Here is an 18,542-nt window from a genome sequence, read left to right as displayed (position 1 = left end):
TTAAATTCCTGTCCTTATTATATAGGAAGTTTATCAAGGCGTTTTCCGCCCCAAATAGCGTTAACTACAGCACGCGTACCAACAACAGAGGTAAACATTGAAGTAATGATACCGATAGATAATGTTATGGCAAAACCTTTTACTGGACCAGTACCAATGGCAAACAGAATCAATGCGGCAATTAACGTGGTGATATTCGCATCAATGATCGTTGAAAATGCTGCATCATAACCCTGGTGAATTGCTTGTTGAATCGTTTTACCTTCACGTATTTCTTCACGGATACGTTCAAAAATAAGTACGTTAGCATCAACAGCCATACCAACCGTTAACACGATACCAGCCATGCCAGGTAAAGTAAGCGTAGCACCCGGTATTAATGACATAATACCGACAATTAGTACTAAGTTAGCGCCTAATGCAAGGTTAGCAACTACGCCAAAGGCACGGTAATAAATCATCATAAAGATAAACACTAAACCAAAGCCCATCAAAATAGCTTCGAAGCCAAGTCTTACGTTTTCAGCACCTAAAGTAGGACCTACCGTTCGCTCTTCGACAATAGCAATAGGTGCCACTAAAGCACCTGCACGTAATAATAAGGCAAGGTTATGCGCTTCCGCTGGGCTACCTGCTCCGGTAATACGGAAAGACTTACCTAGACGTGATTGAATCGTTGCAATTGAGATGATTTCTTGATGTTTTTCAAAGATTAAATTACCTTCAGCATCTTTTTTGTCAGTGGTTTTGTATTCAATGAATACTGTTGCCATAGGCTTACCAATATTACTTTTGGTGCCACTTGACATTTTAGAGCCACCAGCACTATCAAGTGAAATATTAACTTGTGGTCGTGAGTACTCATCAAAGCCTGATTTAGCATCGGTAATATGATCACCGGTTAACATAACACGCTTTTTCAATAAGCTTGGCTTACCGTCTTTATCTCTTAATAAGATAGAGTTTGCAGGCACGCGACCATTTAATGCATTTGATAAATCACCTTCGGTATCAACTAATCGAAATTCAATAGTTGCCGTTGCACTAAGAATTTCTTTCGCTGTAGCAGTATCTTGAACACCTGGTAATTCGATAACAATATGTTTTTTACCTTGGCGTTGAACAAGCGGCTCTGCAACGCCTAACTCGTTAACTCGATTACGAATAATAGTGATATTCTGTTCTAAGGCATATTCACGTATTACTTTAATCTTTTGCTTAGTCATTTTTGCTGTTAGCATCAGCTTATCGTCATCTGTGGTTAGCAGTAAATCACGATAGCGCTTTTTCAATAATGATTGCGCGGCTTCTAAGTCTTCAATTTTACGGAAAACTACATTAACAGCATCATTACTTTCTTTAACACTGCGGTAGCGAATTTTTTCATTGCGTAAATCACCACGAAAATCACTTACCATACCTGTTTTAGCTTTATTAATGGCTTCTTTCATGTTTACTTCTATCAAGAAGCTAACACCACCACTTAAATCTAAGCCTTTCTTCATTGGCGTACCACCAATGGCTGCTAACCATTCAGGTGTATTAGGTGTTAAGTTTAGGGCAACAGAAAACTGCTTACCTAAATTATCATCTAGTACATCACGGGCTTTCAGTTGATCTTCAGTATTACTAAAACGCGTTAAGACTTGACCATTTTCTAATGCAATACTGTCAAAGGTCAGCTTGTTTTTTTCTAGTTGTGCTCTGATTCTATCAAGGGTAGCGGTATCAGCTTCAACGCCGCGTAAACCTGAGACTTGAACAGCAGGTGATTCACCGTATAGGTTTGGTGTGGCATAGAGTGCACCAAAAGCGACAACCATTGCCACCATGAGTGTTTTCCATAAGGGGTATTTGTTTAACACAATATGTCCTTTTTAGAGGGCTGTTGTATTGCCGCTCTATTTTTATAATTACGGCGTTGAATGTGCTCGTTGACATGGGTCAACTCCGCGCTTTCGCCTTGTACTTATTTCAATAGACCACAAATCAGAGATCTACTAACTTTAATTATACTCTTTATAGAGTTTATCTTTACCATAGTACTTAAGCTCGCAATCAGTTAATACACTAGCAAAAAGGGAACACGGAGTTGACGAATGTCAATGAGTATTCCCGATGCCGCTAGCGTGTTAAATGGCAATGAGGTTATGTGCTACAGAGATTTCATTGTACCTTTAGGAAGCACCGCGTTTATCGCGCCTTTCTGTACTGTCACTTCAGTACCTTCGCTAATGCTAACAACAATAAAGTCTTTTTCATCAGAAACTTTAACGATTTTGCCAACAATGCCGCCTTGCGTTAAGACTTCATCGCCTTTAGCTAGTGAAGACATTAAACCTTTATGTTCTTTTACACGTTTCGCTTGTGGACGATAAATCATGAAAAAGAATACTAAACCAAAAACGGCTAGCATTATGATCATTTCCATTCCGCCGCCGGCTGCTGCTGGTGCGTCTGCTGCGTGTGCTGTACTGATAAATAAACTCATATTTGTCTCTACTTCTTATTATTGATTAGCTAATTAGTTAGTAACTTATCACTTTATTGCCATTAAGTTTGATTTAGGTGTCAAAGGTACTCATTGACTAACGTCAACTCTGTGCCTTTTCTTATAAATCAAACCGAATAGCTTCAAATTGACAAGCTACTGGATTTTTAAAACTCTTCTAAATATTTTAAGGTAAATTGACCTTAAACTTGCTTACTACCTTCAGCTAATGCTGGTACTGGTAAACCACGTAAAGCGTAAAACTCTTCTACATAGGCGTCTAACTTACCTTGCTCAATCGCATCACGCAAACCCTGCATCACTTTTTGGTAAAAATGAAGGTTATGTAAGGTATTTAATTGTGAACCCAGAATTTCTTTACACTTATCTAAATGATGTAAATAAGCACGAGAGTAATTCTTACAGGTATAACAATCACAAGTATCATCAAGCGGTGCTACATCTGTTTTATGGGCAGCATTTCTGATCTTAATAACACCCGTATTGACAAATAAATGACCATTACGAGCATTACGTGTCGGCATTACACAATCAAACATGTCAATACCACGACGAACGCCTTCAACTAAGTCTTCAGGTTTACCTACTCCCATCAGATATCGGGGCTTATTTTTAGGTATCAAGGGCGCGGTATGATCTAATATTCGAACCATATCTTCTTTAGGCTCACCTACTGATAATCCACCAATCGCATAACCATCAAACTCAATCGCTTTTAAGCCGGCAACGGATACTTCACGTAAGTCTTCATACATTCCGCCTTGCACTATACCAAACAATGCATTCGGGCTATCGCCGTGAGCATCTTTTGAACGCTGTGCCCAACGAAGAGAAAGTTCCATTGAGTCTTTTGATTCTTTATGACTTGCTGGGTATGGCGTACATTCATCAAAAATCATGACGATATCTGAATTTAAACTACGCTGTACTTCCATTGAACGCTCTGGCGTAAGCATGATTTTTTCACCATTAACCGGTGAGCTAAAACGTACACCTTCTTCGGTGATTTTACTCATCTTTCCTAAACTGAATACTTGAAAGCCACCAGAATCAGTTAAAATAGGTCCACTCCAATTCATAAAATCATGCAAGCCGCCATGCTGCTCAATAATATCGGTACCCGGACGTAACATTAAGTGAAAGGTATTACCCAAAATAATATGAGCACCGGTAGCCGCAACCTCTTCAGCTTTCATGCCTTTAACCGTACCGTAAGTACCTACGGGCATAAATGCAGGAGTTTCAACCACACCACGATCAAACGTTAATCGACCACGACGGGCTTTACCGTCAGTAGTGATTAGCTCATATTTCATTTTATTTTTTACTACTTCTGTCATAAATTCTCTCTTTCACCCACTAGCAAAACAGGCTGGCGGTGTTTGGTTTAAAATAAGGTTTTACTTAGGTAACGTTACTTAGTTAGCTATTGCTCAGCTCTTGTTTAGTTAGAAACATCGCATCGCCATAACTAAAAAATCGGTATTCTTTGCTTATCGCATGTTGATAAGCAGACATAATATGGTCATAACCTGAAAAGGCACTCACTAACATCAATAAGGTCGACTCTGATAAGTGAAAATTAGTCACTAAGGCATCGATTACTCTAAATTCACAACCAGGAGTAATGAAGATATCAGTATCACCATAAAAGGCACTTAACGCTTCGCCTTTTTCTTGTGAGGCTTTAGCTGCACTTTCGAGTGAACGAACTGATGTTGTGCCAACGGCGACGACTCGACCGCCTGCTGCTTTGGTTTTTGATATTTGCGCAACAACTTCATCTGATACTTCAACATATTCAGCATGCATAATATGATCGGCAATCTCGTCAACCTTAACCGGTTGAAAAGTCCCTGCGCCAACATGCAAAGTAACAAATGCCAGCTCAACGCCTTTGGCTTTTATCTGTTCTAATAAAGCTTCATCAAAGTGTAAACCTGCCGTTGGCGCGGCAACTGCGCCAGGCTTTTCATTGTAAACTGTTTGATAGCGTTCTTTATCGCTGTCTTCATCAGGTCTATCTATATAAGGTGGTAGTGGCATATGCCCTATATCATCTAAAATATCTAAAACTGATTGGTCACCATGAAACTTTAACTCAAAAAGTGCACCGTGGCGCGCAACCATTGTTGCTTTAACTTTAACGTCACTACCTTCATTCCCAAGGTATAGCTCATTGCCAACTTTAGGCGATTTACTGGCACGAATATGAGCAAAGGCAGTATTTTGGTCGATAATACGCTCAACCAATACCTCAATTTTACCACCACTGGCTTTTTGACCAAACATCCTTGCTGGAATTACGCGGGTATTGTTGAAAACGAGTAAATCACCTGAATTCAATTGCGCAACGATATCGGTAAAAACACCGTCGGTTATTGCGCCAGAATTACCATTTAAGGCCATTAAACGACTAGAAGTGCGCTCTGCTTTTGGATAACGAGCAATAAGAGCTTCGGGTAAATCGAAGGAAAAGTCTGAAACACGCATGATATTGGCTATTTTTCTGGCTTAAAAAAGGCGTAATTTTAGAGCTGCACGCCCTTGATAGCAAGTTAATTCGCCACTTTTAAAGCGTAAGCTTGAAGAAGAGAGAACAAAGTTGTGTTGAAACAACATTATTGCCAGTGATAACCAGTATTTATGATAATTATCTCTGCTATAAGGCTTTTAGTGTATGTTGGGTGATAAACACTACTTATATCCTCCCCTTTTTAAAACGACTAAAGAGTTGATGCCTTATGAAAAATGAACTTGCGCTTACTATAGCCTCCACTATTATTAACGGCTTTGAACACCATGTTGCACTTTTCACTGAGATTACTCAATCAGCCCGAGAGCGATTTCAACAATGCCAATGGAATGAAATTCATCGTTCGGCCAGAGCCAGAACTACTTTTTATGATGATCGTGTAACTGAAACTTTCAACCATATAAAAGAAAACTTCGATATTAGCTCACTTGATAACGCGTTGTGGCAGCAAGTTAAAGCTGTTTACTCCGATTTATTAACCAATCATATGCAACCTGAATTGGCTGAAACCTTTTATAACTCGGTTTTTTGTCATTTATTTGAACGTAAGTATTATCATAATGATTATATTTTTGTGGAAAGTACCGCGCACCGACTTGATGATAAAGCAGCACCAGAAATTTATACCTCTTATAAGCCGGAAGTATTGGGCTTAAAACAAACCATCTGTGACATTATGAACAATCATAGAACGGTTATTCCTTTTGAAAACCTCGACCGTGATGTTGATGCACTTATCAATACCTTTCGCCGTAAAGCACATAAAACTCGCGTAAAACTAGAAGATTTACAGTTTGATATTTTAAACTTTACTTTTTACCGTAACAAAGGTGCCTATTTAATTGGTCGGGTTTTATCTCCTGCAGGAGAAACTCCATTTATTGTCGCGGTACTTAATAACGAAAAAGGCGGTTTATACTTAGATGCACTATTAACTACCAGCGAAAGTATGGCGGTGGTATTTGGTTTTGCCCGCGCTTACTTTTTTGTAGATTGTCAGCATCCTTATGCCTTAGTTAATTTCCTACAAGGGCTTATGCCTCATAAAACTAAAGCTGATTTATATTCGGCAATTGGCTTTCATAAACAAGGTAAAACACAATTCTATCGAGATTTCCTTAACCACCTAGAGAGCAGTGATGACCAATTTGAATTAGCTGCCGGTATCAAAGGTATGGTGATGTCGGTATTTACCCTGCCCTCATACCCCTATGTTTTTAAGATTATTAAAGATAAGTTCTCACCCAGTAAAAACATGACTAAAAAAGATGTCAAAGGCAAGTATCGTTTAGTTAAGCTACATGACAGAGTCGGTCGCATGGCGGATACCATGGAGTATTCCGAAGTCGCTTTCCCCAAAAAACGTTTTAACGATGAACTGTTAGCTGAATTACAAAAAGTAGCTTCATCAATTATTCGTTATGAGGGAGAGGGAGAAGACGAGCTTCTTATTATTGAGCATGTCTATATAGAGCGTCGTATGGTGCCACTTAATCTATATCTAATAGATGCCCTTAAAAACAAAGCCCAAGAAAAAATAGACAATGCCATGTTTGGTTATGGTGAAGCGATTAAACAACTTATCTCCGCAGATATATTTCCAGGTGATATGTTACTCAAAAACTTTGGTGTTACTCGCCATGGACGGGTGATTTTTTATGATTACGATGAAATAACCTATATGAATGAGGTCAACTTTCGGGAGAAGCCTAAGGCGGTTACTGAAGAACAACTATACGCTGCTGAACCTTGGTATACAGTATTACCTGGAGATATGTTCCCAGAAGAAATAGCGACCTTTGCATTGGCAAATCCCAGTTATTTAAAAGCATTTAAAATACACCATGACGATTTGTTAACAGCAAAATATTGGCAACAATGCCAAAAAGATGTCGCCAATGGTATTTATAAAGATGTTTTTCCTTATCCAGAGAAATACCGTTTTTGTCATCAAGGGCTACCCGGTAAGTAACAAAATTGAATTTTAAAACAAAATTCAGAATTAACCTAGCAACAAACTGCTTACTTAACTGCCAGTTTGTTGTTAAATCAGGCAAACAGTCAATTTTTAGTAAATAAATCGTATTAGAGCTTTACCTTTTAGCTCGCATCAGTATAATTCGTTTCAGCTGCAGGGGTGTAGTTCCAATTGGTAGAACAGCGGTCTCCAAAACCGATGGTTGGGAGTTCGAGTCTCTCCACCCCTGCCATTTTTTCTCCTGTGTTATATCTATATCTCCCTGATAAATCATCTAGTAAATTTAAAAGTCAAACTACTAGCCATGACCAAAATAACTTATTAAATAATACTTAGCGCAACATTAATTTATCTGCTTTTAGTCAGCAACTAATTCTGTCATTATATTTAACCTTACGTTGTACTAGCAAATGAGCCATCACTGATGAGCATTAACCAACATCAATTTGAGCAACTCACTGAAATGGGCATCAGCCTTTGGCAGCGCCGTACTTCTCAGTCTGTAAATGCCGCAACCCAAACTCAACCCAACAGCTATCTTGATATCGATTTAAATGAGTTAGCAAAGCAACAACTATTCAATGACATTTTATTAGCAACGGGTTTAAGTATCGGTGAAATTAGTCACCAAGATGACCACTTAAACTTAGGGCTATTTAACTGGTATTTCACCTCAGTATCATCTAAGAATGAAATACAATGGCTTGAGCAGCAGCTTATTACGCCTACTATCGCCGAAATATCAAAGTCGCCTGCGCTTAAAAAGCAATTATGGCAATTACTGACTAAAAAAACACAAGAGTAAGTAAATACAATGAGTAATGCAGCAAAAAATAGCACAAAATACTTTACTGAAATAGCACAAGCCGATGTAGATAAGTTAATGCCCATTGAACTTGCTTGTCATTCACATCCTTGGAGTGAAAAAACTTTTTCAAGCTGTATTGGTGGCCGTTATTTTGGCGATTTTTTTCAAGTAACTGAAAAAGATCTCTCAGCCGAGCATGCTATAGGTTTTTATATTGGTGAATATGTTATTGGTGAAGCAACACTGATGGATATTTGTGTAGTACCAACAGAGCAAGGTAAGGGATACGGTAAAGCATTGCTTAACCAGTTTTTAGCCCAAGCTAAAAAACTGGGTACCACTAAAGTGTTTTTAGAAGTGCGCGCTAAAAATATAGCAGCTCAAATGCTTTATATGAATGCTGGTTTTATCGAAATTGATCGTCGTACAGGTTACTACCCGAGCAGTTCAGGCTTTGGTTATGAAGATGCTATTGTTATGTCATTGAAATGCTAATAAAAAACGTCAATAGACTGATAATCACCCCCTAAGTAAATACCAAACTAGCCATCCATTAACAAACAACAACATTTTCACACGCAAAGTGGCTAGTTAATCTCTCTGTTTTAGTTAATATACTCAACAAGATACTTACTAAGATTCCTAACAAGGTTTTTAACAAGTGATGATGAGAACAGTATGTTTACTAAAATAATTCCCACTACAGATAGCCAACTCTCGAATGAAGGTGTAGCAAACCTTGTTGTAAGTGATGCATTGAGAAAAATCAGCCAACTTACGGGACTTAGCGAACATCAAGCTTTTGCATTATTATCTAGCCAAGTGAATCCAGCAAGCAATGATAATAAAGTGGTAAAATTCACCCCGCGACCTACCCCCTTATTGGACCAAAATGAATCTCAATTTATTTCAAACTTATTCATCTAATTGCTCAAAGTAAGCTAATTAAACTTTAGAAAACTATCTCTTTAGCAACATATTTTTCGTCAATTTCATGTCGGCTTATCTAAAGTTACAGTAAAGTAAACAGACCTCTCCTGCCATTATTTTTAAGTTCCATTAATTCCCCTTTTAGCGATATAAAAAGTTAGTTTTTATAAACGCTGCTTTTTACAAATTTTTTCTATTTTAATGTTATAATGCGCGCAATTTTTTAATTATGATGAAAAGCCCTGTACTAAGGTTAATACTAAGCCAAGTACTCAAGGAGCTTCTCCACTATTTACTTAACAGGTAATTTGCATGTCTGTACAGCAACAGCAAGTCGATTTACGTCGCACCTTTGCCATTATTTCTCACCCCGATGCGGGTAAAACCACCATCACCGAAAAAGTGCTTTTGTTTGGCCAAGCCTTACAAAGAGCCGGTACGGTAAAAGGTAAAAAATCAGGTCAACACGCAAAATCTGACTGGATGGAAATGGAAAAAGAGCGTGGTATATCAATTACTACCTCGGTAATGCAATTTCCTTACAATGACTGTTTAGTAAACTTACTTGATACTCCTGGTCATGAAGATTTCTCAGAAGATACTTACCGTACACTGACCGCCGTTGATTCATGTTTAATGGTAATTGACGTTGCCAAAGGTGTTGAAGCACGTACCGTTAAGTTAATGGAAGTTACTCGTCTTCGCGATACGCCAATCATTACCTTCATGAACAAAATGGATCGCGATGTACGTGACCCAATGGAAGTTATGGATGAAGTTGAAGACGTATTAAAAATTAAATGTGCTGCTATTACTTGGCCAATAGGCATGGGTAAAGAATTTAAAGGCATTTACCATATTCTTGATGACGAAATCACCTTGTATCAATCAGGCCTAGGCCACATGATTCAAGAAAAGCGCGTTATTAAAGGTCTTAATAATCCTGAACTTGATAAAATAATTGGTAACTATGCTGATGATTTACGTGAAGAATTAGAGCTTGTTTCCGGCGCTTCTCATGATTTTAATTTAGAAGAATTCTTAAATGGTGAATTAACGCCAGTATTCTTTGGTACTGCACTAGGTAACTTTGGTGTTGACCACATGCTTGATGGTTTGACTAAATGGGCACCGAAGCCATTACCTCGCAAAACAGATTTACGCGAAGTAACTGCGACAGAAGAAAAGTTCTCAGGTTTTATATTTAAAATTCAAGCCAATATGGATCCAAAACATCGTGACCGTATCGCCTTTATGCGTATTTGCTCTGGCAAATATGAAAAAGGTATGAAAATGAAACAAGTACGTATTGGTAAAGATGTCAAAATCGCCGATGCGGTAACCTTTATGGCTGGCGATCGATCAAACGTTGAGGAAGCCTTTGCCGGTGATATTATTGGTTTGCACAACCACGGTAGTATTCAGATAGGTGATACGTTTACCTCGGGTGAAATGATGAAGTTTAGTGGTATTCCTAACTTCGCACCTGAAATGTTCCGTCGTATTCGTCTTCGTGATCCGTTAAAAGCTAAACAATTACAGAAAGGTCTGATTCAGTTATCTGAAGAAGGTGCTGTACAAGTATTTAGACCATTCATTAACAACGATATGATTGTTGGTGCTGTAGGTGTATTGCAGTTTGAAGTTGTTGTGCAACGTTTGAAAACTGAATATAAAGTTGATGCTATATACGAAGCCATTAGTGTTGCTACTGCACGCTGGTGTACTTGTGATGATGAGCGCACTTTAGAGCAATTTAAAAAGAAATCGGGTGATTACCTAGCATATGATGGTGGTAATAACTTAACGTACATCGCACCGACGATGGTTAATTTATCGCTAGCACAAGAAAGAAACCCAGATATACAGTTTCACTCGACCCGTGAACACTAACCTTTTGGTGTCGTATATAACGTTCTAGCGGCGTTGCTTAAACATTTTGATGCAGTCACTTAGTGTACTAAGCTCTTTTATAAAAATGATTAAGCGCCTTGCTATAACGCTATCTACTTAACCAAACATGAGTAAGTTGATATTATTTTTGATGATTTATTTCGTAAAACATCGGACATAAACAATAATAAATTTCACTAACTGCGTAATAGCTTCTTTATCGCAGTTAGTTGGTTCAAGGGAAAAGAAATCGCGCGGAGTTGACGCATGTCAATGAGCACGATTGATGAATGCCTTGAGCCAAATAACAATGATAAAGAGTCTATTACATGAATATTAAAGAAATTTTAAGTAAAAAAGTCAGTGCAGCTATGGTTGCTGCGGGCTTACCGATAGGTACTAACCCTGCCCTTAGTTTGTCTAATCGTCCGAATTTTGGTGATTATCAAGCCAATGGTGTTATGGGCGCAGCAAAAAAGCTAAAAACTAACCCACGTGAGTTAGCAACCAAGGTTGTTGCCGAGTTAGATCTAGCCGGTATCGCTAGTAAAATTGAACTCGCTGGTCCTGGTTTTATCAATATTCATTTAGATGAAAACTGGTTAGCTGAGCAACTTAACAAAGTTGCAAAAGATGACAACATCGGCGTAGCACAACGCGGTGCTACTCCTGGTGATGAGCCACAAACAGTAGTGGTTGATTATTCAGCGCCTAACCTTGCTAAAGAAATGCATGTTGGTCACTTACGTTCAACTATCATTGGTGACGCTGTTGTACGCGCACTAGAGTTTCGTGGTGACAAAGTTATTCGTCAAAATCACATGGGTGATTGGGGCACGCAATTTGGTATGTTAATCGCACATTTAAGCGATAAACTTGCTAGTGATGAAGTGGCTGAAACTGCCCTTGCCGATTTAGAGAACTTTTACCGTGAAGCCAAAGTACGCTTTGACAACGAAGAAGGTTTTGCCGATAGAGCCCGTGCTGATGTAGTTAAGCTGCAAAGTGGTGATGAAGGCTGTGCTAAGTTATGGCAACAATTTATTGATATTTCAATCACCCACAGTGAAGAAATTTACGCTAAATTAAATGTGTCATTAAAGCGCTCTGATATTATGGGCGAAAGTGCTTATAATGATGACTTATCAACAGTAGTTGATGAACTGATGGCGACAAAGATTGCTGAAGAGAGTCAAGGCGCTAAAGTTGTTTTCATTAATGAAATGGCTAACAAAGATGGTGAAGCGCCAGTATTCATCGTACAAAAGTCGGGTGGCGGTTTCTTATATGCTACTACCGATTTATCTGCATGTCGCTACCGTAGCGGTAAGCTAGCTGCTAATCGCATCATTATTTTTACTGATGCTCGTCAAGCATTACACTTTAAACAAGTTGAAATTGTTTCACGTAAAGCTGGCTTCTTACCTGACAATGTCGGTTACCAGCATTGTCCATTTGGTATGATGATGGGTGATGATGGCAAGCCATTTAAAACCCGTACTGGCGGTACTATCAAGTTAGCAGAATTACTTGATGAATCTATCGTTCGTGCTGCAGCATTAATCAAAGAGAAAAACCCAGAGATCACCGATGCTGATTTAGCTGAAATATCAAAGAAAGTAGGTATTGGCGCAGTTAAGTTTGCCGATTTATCGAAAAACCGTACCAGTGATTATATTTTCAACTGGAAAACTATGCTCAGCTTTGAAGGTGCTACCGCTCCTTATTTACAATACGCTTACTCACGTATTCAAAGTATCTTTTCTAAAGCAGAGAGTAAGGCTGGCACAATAAAGAATGATGCTGTTATCAGCATCATCGAACCACAAGAAAAAGCGTTAGCATTAAAATTATTACAACTTGAAGATGTCGTTGATGCAGTAATTAGCGAATGTACGCCTAACTTGTTATGTAACTACCTTTATGAATTAGCCAGCCTTTACATGAGTTTTTATGAAGCCTGCCCTATTCTTAAAGAAGGTATTAACGATGAAATTAAAGCGTCACGTTTAGCCTTATGTAAAGTTGTTGCAGATACATTAAAACAAGGTTTAGATATATTAGGCATTGAAGTAATGGACAGAATGTAATTTATATCTATTAATAAAAGCTTAGTCCTAATTAGTCATAAATTTAAATGAGAAGCTAACCTAGAATCTCAACGTCATTCCCGAAGTTACTGATCGGACGTGGCATGGATGCTACTTATTAGATAATGCAGGAGCATATTATCCTGAATCCAGAACTAAAACTGGATGCTCGATTAAGACATCACGAGCATGACGACTGAAAGGTTTAGTATTCAAGAATAGAGGTTATCTTCTCAATAGTTAGAGCTCAATATTCAAAGCTCAATAATATAGAGTAAACAACCAAAGGAGGCAATGATGCAGTTTACCGATAGTCATTGTCACCTTGATGATAAAGCCTTTAAAGAGTATTTACCGGCTTTGCTAACTCAATGCGCTGAGCTCGACATAAAGCGTATCATTGTTCCTTCCATTGCTCCTGATAACTTTACTCAAGTACTTAGCCTAGCCAAACGTCACCATGATAATCCTATAAAGATTTATCCTTGCTTAGGTATTCATCCCTGGTTTTTAAAAGGGCTGGATGACTCTCACCTAGACCAACTCTCCAAGATTGTAGTTGCATCACGAAATAATATTATTGCCATAGGCGAAATAGGCCTTGATGGCGCTATTGCCAAAAATGCTGAGAATCATGGGCAAACACCAGAAGATAATTGGCATCATCAAAAGCACTTTTTTGATTTTCAACTCAACCTAGCTAAAGAACAAAACTTACCGGTAATAGTTCATCACAGGCAATCACACGATAAGATAATGCCTTTTTTAAAGCGATATAAGTTAAATAGAGCTGGCATAATTCACGGTTTCTCAGGTAGTTACCAACAAGCTATTGGTTATATAGATTTAGGCTTTAAACTCGGTGTTGGTAGCACTATCACTTATTCTCGCGCTAAAAAAACCATCAACGCCATCAAACGCCTACCGTTAGAGTGTTTAGTATTGGAAACTGACGCACCGTCAATGCCAATTAGTCGAGAAGTAATGGGGCAAGAAGTTCTAACTGTTAATCTAGATAATGAGCAAGTAGAAAATGGGCTTACGGTTAACTCACCAGCTAATTTAGCAGTAAATTCACCCGTAAATATTATCAAAATTTTTGAAGTATTAGCGACAATACGCCCTGAAAAACCTGACGATATAGCGATTCAGCTTGAGCGTAATGTAGATCAGCTATTCTTTAGTTAGATAGGGGATTAAACTCTTTCGACCTTTGCATCTAAACGATAACCTCGTCGACTAAATCGATTTAAGCCACGGGTAAGTAGAAAGCCAATAACACCCGCTAATAAAAGCATTAAACGCTGTAAAGACTGCTGTTCTTCGTCTGCTTTAGCTAAAATATCAGTTAAATAAGACTGTTCTATAGTGAATCGTAGGTAGCCGTGAAGTTTATAGCTATTTGAGTCTGTATGTCTAATTTCTTCAACAAAAGGCGTTAAGGTCTCTGTTAAGTTACGCTGGTGTGGAGAAACACCGTAAAGGTCTTTAATACTCTTAGCTTTAAGGCCAGTAACCTTATTACCCTGCTTATCTTTTTCTACCGAAACACTCGATATTAACAGCAAACCTGATGCATCATATAAATGCGCTTGCCTAACAAAATTAACTTTTGTCAGGCCATCTAAATAACGCTGTAAAAATGCATTTTGATCTATTTTGCTTTGGTGAGATTGCTCAAGAATAACTGCAACACCTGCAATGGCCTGTTGAATTTGCTGCTTAGCAATATAGTTAAAGTGTTCGGTTAAATTATCGTTATTTCTCCCGCCGGTAGATTGTAAGATACTCATCAGTACTATGATAAGCAAAATTGCACTAGCTAATTGCAGGATTTTATTATAAATTGACGATAATTTAGGGTATAAAGACTGTTCGGCTTGCTTCATAAGAACACTGATGACTACTGTAGCGCATTAATAGTGTCACTATAGTTAGATTATTAACTGATGTGAAGTTTATTATTTTTATCATATAGCTAAGCGACTTGAAGATTTAATATTCATGTGGCCTGGATATCTACTAATACCCTAGAGAGTTAACGTGTCTTTTATCGCCAATATATTACCCCTATCCCTTGAACAGTATTTAGCCCAAAACTTAAAAGATGAACAATTCCCTGTCGCTTTTACCCTATCTGAGCAAGAGCTTACTTTAGCTGACCGCCCCCTATCGAATCCTGCAACAGGTGAGCAGGTAGAGTTGGTCGTATTTCAACAACTGCCTCTTAATCAACTATTAGCATTACAAACTCAAGCTCAGCTTAAAATCACCGCACTGACCACAATTAATCACCGAAACAATCAAACAAGTTGTCGCTTTCATGTTAACTGCGCTGACTTTATTCCAGCACGTAAAGCTCTCGCCGATTTTGCTTTGGCTAATAACATTGAGGCAGCATTATTAACGCAAGTTCCTACCTTGAGTGAACCCGGTTTATTAGTGATGGATATGGATTCAACCACAATAGAAATAGAGTGTATTGATGAAATAGCTAAGCTAGCTGGTGTTGGTGAAGAAGTCGCTGAAGTAACAGAGCGCGCTATGTTAGGTGAACTTGATTTTGCCCAAAGCTTACATCAACGTGTGGCAACGTTAGCTGACTCTCCTGACACCATATTGAGTGATGTAGCAAAAAACATCCCATTAATGGCTGGATTAAAGCCACTTATCACAGAGCTTAAAAAGCATAACTGGCGCATTGCTATTGCTTCAGGCGGCTTTACTTATTTTGCTGATCATCTAAAAGAAACGCTAAACCTAGATGCTGCGTTTGCCAACACGCTTGAAATTATTGATGGCAAACTTACCGGTAAGGTATTAGGTAGTGTGGTTGATGCGCAAGTTAAAGCGGACTCTTTAGCTATCTTAAGTAAAGAATACCAAATACCGAAAAATCAAACCGTTGCTATGGGTGATGGTGCTAATGATTTAGTCATGATGGCTGCGGCTAGTTTTGGCGTTGCTTTTCATGCTAAGCCTATTGTATTAGCGCAAGCTGACAGTAGCATCAACGTGCAAGGGTTAGACTGCCTGTTACACTGGTTAGCGTAACCTTTATCCACAGTTACAACGTCTAAGTGTTTTAAAGCCTAAACGAATAGTTAAATCTACTATCAGTTTAGGCTTTTTCAATAGTATTTATAATCTCGCTTAATATCAGCTAACGTTACTTGTCAGTGCATGTCTTAATAACGTTTCTTGTGTGACATCAATTAACTGAACTACCCCGGCGACACTATATATATCTTGCTCAAGTTGTTTACCTCGATGTATTGCATAAGAGCCAATATAAGCCAGTTCAGGATTTAAATGTGCCATATCTGCTTCATCAGTTCGTGATAGTTTTAATTGTAAACTATAAAAATCACCTTGTTTCAAAGACTTTTTAATAAAAAAGCTCCTCATCTGTGGCGTATTTAATTCACTTGCTTGTTTTATTGTTATCGATTTTTCTATGTCGGTAATACTTGGGTTGATAGCAATATAGATGAGTTCACTGACTGCGGTATCACTTGCCACTAACTTTTTCATATGTTGGTCGAGTAAGTTTCTAACCTGTAAATTACCTAACAAAGGGTATAGGTTGTAATAACCATGGCGATCACTTAATCGCAACATCGCAGATAGTAAATTTTTATGGCTTTGATAGCCATGCTGTCCAGCAACTAAATTCTCAACCTTATAACGACTACCACTTGATTGCACCATAGCACTAGGGATTTCCATATTCACAGCATATAAAGTTCTTAGTGCTCCTGATAAACCCGGTGTTAACATGGCATATTCATCGGGGGTTAATTTATCTTTGTTCTTATCAATTAACAATTTAAAAAATGATCTACCTATGTGTTGATGCTCTTTAACGGACACACGTAAATTCACCACTTTTTTATCTTTACTGATCCTCATAATCCTATAAGGTAATTGCTTTAGATCGAAAGCTGAGGTTATTTTCTGTAATTTTGGAAAAGTTAAATGCACGATATCGCCCTTAGATAGCGTAGCCGGATTTTCTAAGTCAATTTTTAGACCAGAAACAGAAAAGTCAGCCGACTGTCCTGACCAATTTAACGCTTCGCACTCAATGATTGCCGGGGTCTGATATTTAAAGCGCACTTCTTGACGTTGGTGGCCATAACCTAAGGTTATCTCATCCACTATATTTTCATTATCTTCATATTTGTGACCAAAGCTTTTAAGTCGTTCAAGATCAATACCTGAATAACCTAATGCTTGATAATCAGCCAGTTCACTGGTACTGGTAACATCCGTTGCCGTTATTGTACAAGGTATATGGACAACGATATCATTCACTTCATCTGTTAATGGTGGATTCAAATGATTTTGTTGCTTAGTCATCGCGGTAGATAGAGTAAAAGGCGAATATGCTTGTGTTGGATCGACGGAATGAGATTGTAACGCTGTTATAGCAAAGCTACTTTTACTGGCAGCAAAAGCTAAAAATTGCATAAAAAAAGTATTGTCGTTTTTCAGTTGCCCTTCATCTACTGTATAGAAAAACTTATGGCCTTTATGTTGATGAATAAAACTAAAGACTAATAAACTCTTACCTTGTTGCTTTAATACTTCGAGTCGTTGAAGTCGATCATCGTTGATAAGGTAATGCAAAGCTGATCGTTTTTTCTCATCTCGCCAATATTGGTAAAGTTTTTGATTATTTTTGGTGGTTAGCGCATATCGAGGAGACGCTTTATTCAGATCACCATTGGCACTGTGCATAAAGATAACTAATTCATTTAATTTAACTAATGCGTACTGCTCAAAGCTTCTCGCCTGTAATGCCACTAAGCTATTATCTAAATTTATTTTGTAACGACGTTTATTTCCTTGGATATAACCAAATAAGAATCGCTGAAAACCATCATTTTCAGGAGTGTCTATCCGCTGACAACCTATAATCTGAGTACCTGAATCACGTAATACATTTTGAACTTCAAAAGAAAATGAGCTATTTTTTCCAAATTGAAACTCTTGTTCTAATCCCGTAAATGCAATATTTAATTGATCACCTTTGAATAATGAAATTTCATTGAGCAGTTTGAATTTTATGCCCATAACACTCAGGTCAATACTTGTGGTCACCAATTCTTGCTTATTTAAGATGGTTAATGTGATCGGAATAGCAAAGTTCATTCGCTCTTCAACGCGGTTAGGATAGTTTTCTAACAGGTGTAACTTGGCTGGATATTGGAGTTTTTCTGTGCCAGCTTTTTTATTGTTATTTTCAACTATGCTAGGAGTACTCTGTTCATTTTGATAAATATTACGAAAGCTATTTTTCGCATCTTTGACTGCTTCGTACACACCAAAAGTATAACCGCCATAGATTGCGATGTTTTCATTGAAAGCAGCAATAGCGACGTCATCCAAAAAATGGCTTTGACCTTGAAAGTCAAATAATTGACATTCACCATTAACTAAACCACGTAAATCGATGGCACGCATACAAGCGCTCGCCAATCGCTTCAGTTCCATTTTCAATAAAAATTTTTCAGTTTTATTAAGGTGCTCAGTTACCGCACTATAATTAGCTTCAAAACTTTTCTTGTTAACCTCACCACGTAAATTGTTAATGATTTTCTGGTGTTTACTGAAATCTTTATTCATAGTTTTATTATTAATTTCTGGTTTACCCTATGTTTTAACAACTAAAGATGACGTTGTTACTAAATTAAGGGATTGAGTACTATTTTTAGTTTAGACAAAAAAATCAAAAGCATTATAATCTAACCGACTTTATCATTAAAAACCAAGCAATTTATGTGCCTATC

Annotated in this window: 14 protein-coding genes and 1 tRNA gene; 9 read left to right on the top strand and 6 right to left on the bottom strand. The window is 37.9% G+C overall.

Going from position 1 to position 18,542, the window contains the following annotated elements; genetic code table 11:
- Positions 1-17 precede the first annotated feature (17 nt).
- The 4 genes from secD to queA all read right to left on the bottom strand — a co-directional run bounded on the left by secD (position 18) and on the right by queA (position 5,005).
- Positions 18-1,865 (bottom strand): protein translocase subunit SecD, encoded by a 1,848-nt coding sequence (gene secD, locus CXF85_RS01305; RefSeq protein WP_101226709.1) that lies wholly within the window; start codon positions 1,863-1,865, stop codon positions 18-20.
- A 290-nt stretch (positions 1,866-2,155) separates the two neighbouring features.
- Complete coding sequence (yajC, locus tag CXF85_RS01300; RefSeq protein ID WP_101226708.1) at positions 2,156-2,491, bottom strand: preprotein translocase subunit YajC; 336 nt, start codon at positions 2,489-2,491, stop codon at positions 2,156-2,158.
- Positions 2,492-2,694: 203 nt separating this feature from the next.
- Positions 2,695-3,828 carry a tRNA guanosine(34) transglycosylase Tgt gene (tgt, locus tag CXF85_RS01295; RefSeq protein ID WP_198555452.1) on the bottom strand — a complete coding sequence of 378 codons (1,134 nt, stop codon included), beginning with the start codon at positions 3,826-3,828 and terminating at the stop codon, positions 2,695-2,697.
- Positions 3,829-3,934: 106 nt separating this feature from the next.
- Entirely contained in the window at positions 3,935-5,005 is a 1,071-nt protein-coding gene (gene queA, locus CXF85_RS01290) for a tRNA preQ1(34) S-adenosylmethionine ribosyltransferase-isomerase QueA (RefSeq protein ID WP_101226706.1), read from the bottom strand.
- A gap of 251 nt (positions 5,006-5,256) precedes the next feature.
- Between queA and aceK the strand changes: the two genes are divergently transcribed.
- The 8 genes from aceK to CXF85_RS01250 all read left to right on the top strand — a co-directional run bounded on the left by aceK (position 5,257) and on the right by CXF85_RS01250 (position 13,935).
- Positions 5,257-7,020 carry a bifunctional isocitrate dehydrogenase kinase/phosphatase gene (gene aceK, locus CXF85_RS01285; RefSeq protein ID WP_101226705.1) on the top strand — a complete coding sequence of 588 codons (1,764 nt, stop codon included), beginning with the start codon at positions 5,257-5,259 and terminating at the stop codon, positions 7,018-7,020.
- A gap of 161 nt (positions 7,021-7,181) precedes the next feature.
- Positions 7,182-7,258: transfer RNA gene (locus CXF85_RS01280), tRNA-Trp, on the top strand.
- Positions 7,259-7,450: 192 nt separating this feature from the next.
- Positions 7,451-7,831 (top strand): DNA polymerase III subunit psi, encoded by a 381-nt coding sequence (locus CXF85_RS01275; RefSeq protein ID WP_101226704.1) that lies wholly within the window; start codon positions 7,451-7,453, stop codon positions 7,829-7,831.
- A 9-nt stretch (positions 7,832-7,840) separates the two neighbouring features.
- Complete coding sequence (rimI, locus tag CXF85_RS01270; RefSeq protein ID WP_101226703.1) at positions 7,841-8,329, top strand: ribosomal protein S18-alanine N-acetyltransferase; 489 nt, start codon at positions 7,841-7,843, stop codon at positions 8,327-8,329.
- A gap of 183 nt (positions 8,330-8,512) precedes the next feature.
- Positions 8,513-8,761: a hypothetical protein gene (locus CXF85_RS01265; RefSeq protein WP_101226702.1), complete on the top strand. Its 249-nt coding sequence runs from the start codon at positions 8,513-8,515 to the stop codon at positions 8,759-8,761.
- A 315-nt stretch (positions 8,762-9,076) separates the two neighbouring features.
- Positions 9,077-10,657 (top strand): peptide chain release factor 3, encoded by a 1,581-nt coding sequence (gene prfC, locus CXF85_RS01260; RefSeq protein WP_101226701.1) that lies wholly within the window; start codon positions 9,077-9,079, stop codon positions 10,655-10,657.
- 329 nt (positions 10,658-10,986) lie between these two features.
- Positions 10,987-12,747, top strand: a complete 1,761-nt coding sequence (gene argS / locus CXF85_RS01255; protein ID WP_101226700.1) for an arginine--tRNA ligase — start codon at positions 10,987-10,989, stop codon at positions 12,745-12,747.
- Positions 12,748-13,041: 294 nt separating this feature from the next.
- Positions 13,042-13,935: a TatD family hydrolase gene (locus CXF85_RS01250; protein ID WP_232771033.1), complete on the top strand. Its 894-nt coding sequence runs from the start codon at positions 13,042-13,044 to the stop codon at positions 13,933-13,935.
- Positions 13,936-13,943: 8 nt separating this feature from the next.
- Here the strand turns inward: CXF85_RS01250 and CXF85_RS01245 are convergent, their stop codons facing one another.
- Entirely contained in the window at positions 13,944-14,636 is a 693-nt protein-coding gene (locus CXF85_RS01245) for a hypothetical protein (RefSeq protein ID WP_101226698.1), read from the bottom strand.
- Positions 14,637-14,790: 154 nt separating this feature from the next.
- Between CXF85_RS01245 and serB the strand changes: the two genes are divergently transcribed.
- Positions 14,791-15,801, top strand: coding sequence for a phosphoserine phosphatase SerB (gene serB, locus CXF85_RS01240; RefSeq protein ID WP_101226697.1), 1,011 nt, complete (start codon positions 14,791-14,793; stop codon positions 15,799-15,801).
- A gap of 105 nt (positions 15,802-15,906) precedes the next feature.
- Here the strand turns inward: serB and CXF85_RS01235 are convergent, their stop codons facing one another.
- Positions 15,907-18,378 (bottom strand): PilZ domain-containing protein, encoded by a 2,472-nt coding sequence (locus tag CXF85_RS01235; protein WP_101226696.1) that lies wholly within the window; start codon positions 18,376-18,378, stop codon positions 15,907-15,909.
- Between the last annotated feature and the right edge of the window lie 164 nt (positions 18,379-18,542).

The organism is Colwellia sp. 75C3 (genome assembly GCF_002836255.1).
GTDB lineage: Bacteria > Pseudomonadota > Gammaproteobacteria > Enterobacterales > Alteromonadaceae > Colwellia.
The sequence above is the reverse complement of the archived record's forward strand: the minus strand, read 5'-3'. Positions and strand labels throughout refer to the sequence as shown.

Coding starts and splice junctions, on each gene's coding strand:
- yajC (WP_101226708.1), bottom strand. CDS start 2,491: ATGAGTTTATTTATCAGTACAGCACACGCAGCAGACGCACCAGCAGCA.
- tgt (WP_198555452.1), bottom strand. CDS start 3,828: ATGAAATATGAGCTAATCACTACTGACGGTAAAGCCCGTCGTGGTCGA.
- queA (WP_101226706.1), bottom strand. CDS start 5,005: ATGCGTGTTTCAGACTTTTCCTTCGATTTACCCGAAGCTCTTATTGCT.
- aceK (WP_101226705.1), top strand. CDS start 5,257: ATGAAAAATGAACTTGCGCTTACTATAGCCTCCACTATTATTAACGGC.
- CXF85_RS01275 (WP_101226704.1), top strand. CDS start 7,451: ATGAGCATTAACCAACATCAATTTGAGCAACTCACTGAAATGGGCATC.
- rimI (WP_101226703.1), top strand. CDS start 7,841: ATGAGTAATGCAGCAAAAAATAGCACAAAATACTTTACTGAAATAGCA.
- CXF85_RS01265 (WP_101226702.1), top strand. CDS start 8,513: ATGTTTACTAAAATAATTCCCACTACAGATAGCCAACTCTCGAATGAA.
- prfC (WP_101226701.1), top strand. CDS start 9,077: ATGTCTGTACAGCAACAGCAAGTCGATTTACGTCGCACCTTTGCCATT.
- argS (WP_101226700.1), top strand. CDS start 10,987: ATGAATATTAAAGAAATTTTAAGTAAAAAAGTCAGTGCAGCTATGGTT.
- CXF85_RS01250 (WP_232771033.1), top strand. CDS start 13,042: ATGATGCAGTTTACCGATAGTCATTGTCACCTTGATGATAAAGCCTTT.
- CXF85_RS01245 (WP_101226698.1), bottom strand. CDS start 14,636: ATGAAGCAAGCCGAACAGTCTTTATACCCTAAATTATCGTCAATTTAT.
- CXF85_RS01235 (WP_101226696.1), bottom strand. CDS start 18,378: ATGAATAAAGATTTCAGTAAACACCAGAAAATCATTAACAATTTACGT.